This window comes from Kitasatospora sp. NPDC057512, from assembly GCF_042802135.1.
In the GTDB taxonomy this organism is placed as follows: Bacteria; Actinomycetota; Actinomycetes; order Streptomycetales; family Streptomycetaceae; genus Kitasatospora.
Genome location: NZ_JBHVET010000467.1, coordinates 1 through 6915 on the forward strand (window position 1 = coordinate 1; position 6915 = coordinate 6915).

General features: G+C 73.4%; 7 protein-coding genes. 5 read left to right on the forward strand and 2 right to left on the reverse strand.

The genetic code is table 11. From position 1 onward, the window contains the following. Positions 1 to 53: 53 nt before the first annotated feature. The 5 genes from ACFU6K_RS26330 (at position 54) to ACFU6K_RS26350 (ending at position 5582) form a co-directional block, all read left to right on the forward strand. Positions 54 to 1409: a VWA domain-containing protein gene (locus ACFU6K_RS26330; RefSeq protein ID WP_380666999.1), complete on the forward strand. Its 1356-nt coding sequence runs from the start codon at positions 54 to 56 to the stop codon at positions 1407 to 1409. A 73-nt stretch (positions 1410 to 1482) separates the two neighbouring features. Then, positions 1483 to 2790 carry an FHA domain-containing protein gene (locus ACFU6K_RS26335; protein ID WP_380667001.1) on the forward strand — a complete coding sequence of 436 codons (1308 nt, stop codon included), beginning with the start codon at positions 1483 to 1485 and terminating at the stop codon, positions 2788 to 2790. Between the two features lie 204 nt (positions 2791 to 2994). Then, positions 2995 to 3912 (forward strand): ABC transporter ATP-binding protein, encoded by a 918-nt coding sequence (locus ACFU6K_RS26340; protein ID WP_380667003.1) that lies wholly within the window; start codon positions 2995 to 2997, stop codon positions 3910 to 3912. Continuing rightward, positions 3909 to 5045 (forward strand): ABC transporter permease, encoded by a 1137-nt coding sequence (locus tag ACFU6K_RS26345; RefSeq protein WP_380667005.1) that lies wholly within the window; start codon positions 3909 to 3911, stop codon positions 5043 to 5045. The genes ACFU6K_RS26340 and ACFU6K_RS26345 overlap by 4 nt, the downstream gene beginning before the upstream one ends. A gap of 132 nt (positions 5046 to 5177) precedes the next feature. After that, on the forward strand, positions 5178 to 5582 hold the full coding sequence (locus ACFU6K_RS26350) for a globin (RefSeq protein WP_380667007.1): 405 nt from the start codon (positions 5178 to 5180) through the stop codon (positions 5580 to 5582). A 75-nt stretch (positions 5583 to 5657) separates the two neighbouring features. Here ACFU6K_RS26350 and ACFU6K_RS26355 read toward each other — a convergent pair whose 3' ends face one another. Both ACFU6K_RS26355 and ACFU6K_RS26360 read right to left on the reverse strand, forming a co-directional pair. After that, the gene (locus ACFU6K_RS26355) at positions 5658 to 6350 is read right to left on the reverse strand and encodes a hypothetical protein (RefSeq protein ID WP_380667009.1); all 693 of its coding nucleotides are present in this window, start codon (positions 6348 to 6350) and stop codon (positions 5658 to 5660) included. Positions 6351 to 6379: 29 nt separating this feature from the next. Then, entirely contained in the window at positions 6380 to 6823 is a 444-nt protein-coding gene (locus ACFU6K_RS26360) for a thioesterase family protein (RefSeq protein WP_049657866.1), read from the reverse strand. Positions 6824 to 6915: the final 92 nt, after the last annotated feature.

The following is a 6915-nucleotide window of genomic DNA, read 5'->3' on the forward strand; positions in this document are numbered from 1 at the left end:
GCCCCACCGTCCTGAGCACGTCCACCCCTCACCCGACGGGAGCCGACCGCCCCATGGCAACACTGGCGAAGCCGAACCTGCCCAGGTTCAACGTGGAGATCTTCCAGAACGAGTACCTGGCCGACGGCGCCCGCGAGGTCAACGCCATCGTCACCGTCACGGCGACCGGCGGCGGCACCTCGGGCGGCCGGCCCCTCGGCTTCGCCGACGCCACCGCGGCGGGCAGCGGCACCGCGGCGGCCGTGGTCGTCCTGGTGGACTGCTCGGGCTCGATGGACTACCCCAAGAGCAAGATCAACGGCGCCCGCGAGGCCACCGCGGCCGCCATCGACGCGCTGCGCGACGGCACCGCCTTCGCCGTGGTCGCCGGCACCCACGAGGCCCGCGACATCTACCCCGGCGACGGCACCCTCGCCACCGCCTCCGCCACCACCCGCGCGCAGGCCAAGGAGTCGCTGCGCCGGCTCACCGCGGCCGGCGGCACCGCGATGGGCACCTGGCTGGCCAAGGCCGACCAGCTCTTCCTCACCCGCCGCGACATCGCCATCCGGCACGCCGTCCTGCTCACCGACGGCAACAACGAGCACGAGTCGGCCGAGGACCTGGCCCGCACCGTCGAACGGGTGACCGGCCACTTCACCGCCGACTGCCGCGGCGTGGGCACCGACTGGCGGATCGACGAACTGCGCCGCATCTCCTCGGCGCTGCTCGGCACCACCGACATCGTCGCCGAGCCCTCCGGCCTGGCCGAGGACTTCCGCTCGATGATGGCCGGCGCGATGGGCAAGCAGGTCGCCGACGTCGCGCTGCGGATCTGGACCCCGGCCAACGCCAGGGTCCGGTTCGTCAAGCAGGTCGCGCCCGCGGTCGAGGACCTGAGCTCCCGCCGCACCGAGGCCGGCCCCCGGGCCGGCGACTACCCCACCGGCTCCTGGGGCGACGAGAGCCGCGACTACCACGTCTGCGTCGAGGTGCCGGCCGCCTCGGTCGGCAACGAGATGCTGGCCGCCCGGATCAGCCTGGTGCTGCCCGAGCAGGTCGCCGGCGGCACCCCCGAGGTACTCACCCAGGGCCTGGTCAAGGCGGTCTGGACCGACGACCTGGCCTCCTCCACCCGGATCAGCCCGCAGGTCGCCCACTACACCGGGCAGGCCGAACTCGCCTCCTCCATCCAGGAGGGCCTGGAGGCCCACCGGGCCGGGGACGTCGACCGTGCGACCGCCAAGCTGGGCGCCGCCGTCCGGATCGCCCACGCGACCGGGAACGAGGGCACCTACAAGCTGCTCCAGAAGGTGGTGGACGTGGTGGACCCGAAGGAGGGTACGGTTCGGTTCCGTAAGGACGTGAGCGAGGCCGACTCGATGACCCTTGAGACCCGGTCGACCAAGACGGTACGTGTGAAGAAGTGACCGCTGAAGACGTGACCGGGCCGGCACCCCGGCGCGACGCCGCACGGAGCCGGCCCGAAACGAGGGGGACCTGATGCCGATCTGCCCGAGGGGCCACGAGTCGCAGGCCGAGGACTGGTGCGACTTCTGCGGCTTCCCGATGACTCCGCCGGCCCCTGCGCCGGGAGCGCACGGAGGCTACCCGGGGGCGCACGGGGGTGACTCCGCGCCCGGCGCGCACTCCGGGCACCCGGGGTACGGCGGCGCCTCCTTCGGCGCTCCGCCGCCTCCGCCGCCGATGCCGCCGGGAGCCGTCCCGCCGCCCGGGGCACCCCTGCCGCCGCCCGGCCTGGTGCCCCCGGGGCAGCACGGGGCCGTACCCCCGCACGGGGCCGTCCCGCCGCAGGCCGGGCCGCAGGGCCTCACCGCGGGCCTGGCCGTCTGCCCGATCTGCCGCAGCCCGCAGACCGGACGGTTCTGCGAGGAGTGCGGCTACGACTACGAGCTCTCCACGCCCTCGCGCCGCCAGGTGCCCGGCGCGGCGCAGCAGCAGCAACAGCCGCAGCAGCAGCCGCCGCTGAACATCCCGGCCTCCTACGGCGGCACCCCGCCGCAGGCCCAGCACGGCCACGCCCAGGCCGGTCAGCCGCCGCACGGCCACGCCCCGGCGGGCCAACCACCGCACGGCCAGCCGTCGTTCGGCCAGCCGCCGCTCGGGCCGTCCCCGCTCGGCCAGCCGCCGGCGGCCCAGCAGGCCGTCGCCCCGCCCGTCCCCCAGCAGCCGCAGGCCCCGGCACACCCGCACACCTACGGCTACCCGCCGCCGGAGGGCGCGTTCCCCGACACCTCGGTGCGCGAGGACTCCGGCCCGGTGTACGCCCAGCCGGCCGGCCCCGGCCCGAACAGCCGCGGCGGCGACTTCGGCACCTCGTTCAACCTGGCCCCGCCCGTCCCGCAGCAGCCCCAGGAGACCGCCCCGGCCGAGCCGGTGCGGACCAACTGGATCGCCGTGGTCTCGGCCGACCGGGACTACTTCACCGACATGATGGCCCGCAGCGGCCCCGAGGCGGCCGGCCTGTTCTTCCCGCCGTACTGCCCCGAGCGCCGGATCCCGCTGACCGGCCGCGGCCAGCTGCGGATCGGGCGGCGCAGCCAGCACCGCGGCACGGTGCCGGAGATCGACCTGTCCGTCCCGCCGGAGGACCCGGGCGCCTCGCACCAGCACGCGCTGCTCGCCGAACAGGCGGACGGCAGCTGGGTCCTGGTGGACCAGGACTCGACCAACGGCACCACCATGAACGGCGGCGCGGAGCCCGTCCCCCCGCACACCGCGGTACCGCTGAACGACGGCGACCGGATCCACATCGGCGCCTGGACCACCATCACCGTGCACCGCGGCTGACCGACCGTCGGCCGGAGGGGGCGGACCTCCGGCTAAAAACCCGTCAAATCGTTACCTGACCACACGTCAGCGACAACTCCGGCCGGGCCGGGCGGAATTCGACATCCGCCCGGCCCGGATTTGTTCGGGCCATCCTCAAAATATCCGCAAATTCGCTGCCACCGGCGTGCGCGGGAGCCTTCCCAGCCCCTAGGGTCAGGGCACATGACTGCTGCTATATCCGCTGACGGCATCCGCCAGCGGTACGGGGATGTGCAGGCCGTCGACGGGGTGTCGTTCACCGTCGAGGCCGGCGAGTTCTACGGGATCCTGGGCCCGAACGGCGCCGGGAAGACCACCACGATGGAGATCCTGGAAGGCGTCCGGAAACCGGACGAGGGCCGGGTCGAGCTGCTGGGCATGGCGCCCTGGCCGCGCAATCCGAAACTGCTGCCGCGAATCGGCGTGCAGTTCCAGGCGTCCGCTTTCTTCCGGAAACTGACGGCCCGGGAGACCATCCGCACCTTCGCGTCGTTCTACGGGGTCGGCCCCAAGCGGGCCGACACGATGCTGGAGCGGGTCGGCCTCTCGGACAAGGCCGAGACCCTGACCGACCAGATGTCCGGCGGCCAGGCCCAGCGCCTGTCGATCGCCTGCGCACTGGCCCACGACCCGGAGCTCGTCTTCCTGGACGAGCCCACCACCGGGCTGGACCCGCAGGCCCGGCGCAACCTCTGGGACCTCCTGCGGGACATCAACGCCGAGGGCCGCACGGTCGTGCTGACCACGCACTACCTGGACGAGGCCGAGGTGCTCTGCGACCGGGTCTCGATCATGGACCACGGCAAGATCCTGCACACCGGCGCCCCGGCGGCGCTGATCCGCGAGATCGACGACACCGTCCGGATCAGCGTGGCCTCCGGCCAGCTCCCGCTCGACCGCGCCCGGGAGCTGCTGACCGCGGCCGGCGCGGAGATCGCCGCCCTGGAGGACGACAGCGTCTCGCTCTCCGTCTCCACCCGCCTTCCGGCTCCGGTGCTCAGCGTCCTCGCCGAGCAGAACGCGCTGCGCGGCCTGGAAGTGCGCGGCGCCACCCTGGAGGACGTCTTCCTCCAGCTGACCGGACGGGAGTTCCGCGCATGACCGCCACCACCCCCACCGAGCCGCAGGCCCCCGCCCGGCGCGGCGGCCCGGCCGCCGGCGAGCGGGAGCGGGTCAGCGCGTTCTGGAGCCTGTCCCGCGCCATGCTGCTCGGGATGAAGCGCGACCGCACCGCGGCCTTCTTCATCCTGCTGTTCCCGCTGGTGTTCCTGGTGTTCTTCGGCTCCGTGACCAAGGGCTCCGGCAGCCCGCACGCCAAGGTGGCGCAGGTCGGCGCGGTGAAGCTGTTCGACTCGATCCAGGGCGAGGACCGGGCCGGGCTGGACAAGGTCCTCACCATCACGAAGACCGACGACGAGGCCGGCACGCTGGAGAAGGTCCGCAAGGGCGACTACGACGCGCTGATCAAGCAGGGCCCGAACGGCACGGTCGAGCTGCGCTACACCGCCGCCGACCAGGTCCGGGCCGGCGCGCTCCAGGGCATCCTCAACTCGGTGGTCCAGAGCGCCAACCAGGCCGCCACCGGGCAGAAGCCGGCCTTCGTGCTGGACTCCCAGCAGGTCGAGGACAAGTCGCTCAAGCCGATCCAGTTCCTCACCCCCGGCCTGCTCGGCTGGGCCGTCGCCACCGGCGCGGTGTTCGGTGCCGCGCTGACCCTGGTCAACTGGCGCAAGACCAAGGTGCTGCGCCGGCTGCGGCTGGCCCCGGTCAGCGCCGGAACCGTGATCAGCTCCCGGATCCTGGTCTCGCTGCTGACCGCGTTCCTCCAGACCGCCGTCTTCCTGGTGGTCGCGACCAGCTTCTTCGGGCTCAAACTGACCGGCAACTGGTGGCTGGTCATCCCGCTGGTGGCCTGCGCGACGCTCGCCTTCATGTCGATCGGCCTGCTGGCCGGCTCGGTCGCCAAGACCGAGGAGGCGGCCAACGGCATCTCGCAGATCATCGTGCTGCCGATGTCCTTCCTGTCCGGCTCGTTCTTCCCGCTGGACGGCGCCCCGGAGTGGCTGAAGGCCATCTCCAAGGTCATGCCGCTGCACTACCTGGTCGAGTCCGCCCAGTCGGTGCTCACCCGCGGCGGCGGCGTCATGGACGCCGTGCCGACCATGGGCGGCCTGCTGCTCTTCGCGGCCGTGCTGACCGGCATCTCCTGGAAGCTGTTCCGCTGGGAGGACTGACCGTCCGGCGCTGATCTCCCGCGCCAACGTCCGCGGTGACGTCCGCGGTGACGTCCGCCGGTCCCCTCCCGACGGGGTCGTACGCCTTTGGTCCCGGTGTACGACCCCGTCGGCGTCTGCGACCATGGTCGGGTGAGAGAGATCCGGCGAGGCACGTTGAGCGAGGAGACCTTCTACGACCAGGTCGGCGGTGAGCCGACCTTCCGGCGGCTGGCCCACCGGTTCTACGAAGGCATCGCCGAGGACGAGTTGCTGCGGCCGATGTACCCCGAGGAGGACCTCGGGCCGGCCGAGGAGCGGATGGCCCTCTTCCTGATGCAGTACTGGGGCGGCCCGCGCACCTACAGCGAGCGGCGCGGCCACCCGCGGCTGCGGATGCGGCACGCGCCGTTCAAGGTCGACAAGGCCGCGCACGACGCCTGGCTCGTCCACATGCGGGCGGCCGTGGCGGACCTCGAACTGCCGGCCGAGCACGAGCAGCAGCTGCTCGAGTACCTGACCTACGCCGCCGCCTCGATGATCAACACCCCGGGCTGAGCCCCGGACCGCCCGCCGGCGGAGCGGCCGAGCGCCGGACCGGTGCCACCGGAGCGGACCGGCCCCGCGGCGCCGTCACCGGAGCGGGCTGAGGCCCAGCCCCGCGCCCGGCGCGGCCGCGGTCCGCACCACCACCGAGCCCACCGGGGAGCTCAACCGCAGCCAGCCGCCCGCCCGGTGCACCGAGAGCGGCGCCTCGGGGCTCAGGAAACCGATCCGGTACGAGGCGTGCACGGCGCGCAGCGGCAGCTCCGGCAGCACGGAGACCGGGCGGGACCACACCTCGTCCGCCAGTCGGTCCAGCACCGCGCGAGTGCGGTGGTGCGCCGGGACGGCCTCGCTGCGCTCGCGGAACTCCCCGACCGCCGCCATCAGTTCGCGGCACACCTCGGCCGCCGGCGGAGTGCCGACCGGCCGCCAGCCGGTGCGCGGCGGCAGCAGCCCGGCCCAGGCCGGACCGGTCACCGGCGCGGGCAGCGCGACGGCGCCCGCCCCGGCGTCCACGCCGTCCAGCAACTGGCCCGCGGAGACGGTCAGGTCCACCGGCTCGTCCAGACCGTCCAGCCGGGCCGTGCGGATCGCCAGCACGCCCGAGTCGCCCAGCGGCAGCCGTCCGAAGACCGCCAGCACACCGTCCCCCTCGCCCGGACCCACCGCCTGGAGCCGGACGGCCGCCGCCCGGTCGAAGCGCAGCAGGCGCAGCAGGAAGGCGGAGAGGTCGGCGGCCTCCCCGGTGTCGGTCAGGGCGAGACGGGCGGTGATGGTCACAGCGGTTCAGCTCGAATCGTCAGGTGCGGTCAGACGGCGGCGACTACCGGCTCTTCGTCCATGAAGCGGCCGAGGAACTCCCGCTCCACCGGCGAGATCCGGCGCGGCCGGCCCTCGGCCAGGTCGTAGGGGACGACCACGGTGGACGCCCGGACGTACACGATGTCGCCGCCGTCCTCGGCGACGTCCTTGATCTCGTACGAGACGGTCAGCGAGGCGCCGCCGATCTTCGTCACCCAGGTCTCGATGGTGACCGGCTCGGGCCGGTGCACCAGCGGACGCTTGTAGTCGATCTCGTGGCGGGCTACCACCGAGCCGCCCGCGAACTCGCCGGCACCGGCCGCGGCGGCCTGGGTGAACATGAAGTCGATCCGGGCCTCCTCCAGGTAGCGCAGGAAGACCACGTTGTTGACGTGCCCGAAGGCGTCCATGTCGGACCAGCGCAGCGGGCAGGCGTAGATGTGGCGAGCCACGGGAGTTCTCCTCGGTGTCCGGTCGCCCGCCGCCGTCCACCGCCGGTGCGGCGGGCGGTCGGCGACGGGCCGCGGGCCCGCCGGGCCCCCCC